Source organism: Candidatus Symbiopectobacterium sp. NZEC135 (assembly GCF_025962695.1).
In genome coordinates, this window is sequence record NZ_JAGFPF010000876.1 from 1 (window position 1) to 873 (window position 873).

Consider the following 873-nt stretch of genomic DNA (forward strand, 5'->3'; position numbering starts at 1 on the left):
AGCCGATAGTCTGGCGGAACAAGGGAAATGGCGCGAGGCGGCAGAAACCTATCAACAGGTCTATCAGCCCAGTGCCGATGATATCTGGTTGCCCTATCACTACGCACAGGTGCTGCGCCAGCTCAACCAAAACGCGCAGGCAGATGACATCATGCAGCGGATGGCTCATACGCCCCCCGCCAGCCCTGAGCGTGCTTATGCTTACGCACTCTATCTTTCAGCAACCGAACGTGAGGCACAGGCGCTGGCGCATTTGCACACGCTGCCCGAGGCGCAGTGGAGCGACAACATGCGAGAACTGGCGCAACGGCTCACCATGGAGCGCACGCTGGCGCATGCCCAGGCACTGTATGATGCAGGCAATGAGGCCGGTGCCGTCAGCTACCTGCAACAGCAGCCCGCCGATACCCGTATTTCGTTGATGTTGGCAGACTGGGCGCTGCAACGGGGCAATGCCGCCGATGCGTTGACGCGCTACCGTAAAGTGCTGGCACAGGACGCACAAAACGCAGATGCCCAGTTAGGGGAAGTGGAAGCGTTAATCGCCGCCGGACAGCGCGATGAGGCACGCCAGCGTTTGCACGCGCTAAACATTGCCGATGACAGTTCGCTCAATACCCAGCGTCGCGTCGCCAATGCCTGGTATGCCGTTGGTAACGTGCCGTTAGCCAATCAGACGCTGCAAGCAGCCAAAACCAGCGCGCAGAAAGCGCCCCCGAGCCAGATTAAAGCGTGGATCCACCGCGATGCGGCGCGTCTGGAAACACAGCAGGGCCAATCCGCCGAGGCGCAGGCCGATTACCGCCAGGCGATGGTTGCCAGCGGTATCAGCAGCGTGTCGCCACAGGATAACGACGGCTACACCCGTTTGAC

At 60.7% G+C, this 873-nt stretch carries 1 protein-coding gene; it reads left to right on the forward strand.

Features of this window, described 5'->3' with window-relative positions; genetic code table 11:
- Positions 1 to 873: tetratricopeptide repeat protein (locus tag J5224_RS31125; protein WP_264628868.1), on the forward strand; the 873-nt coding region annotated here is incomplete at both ends.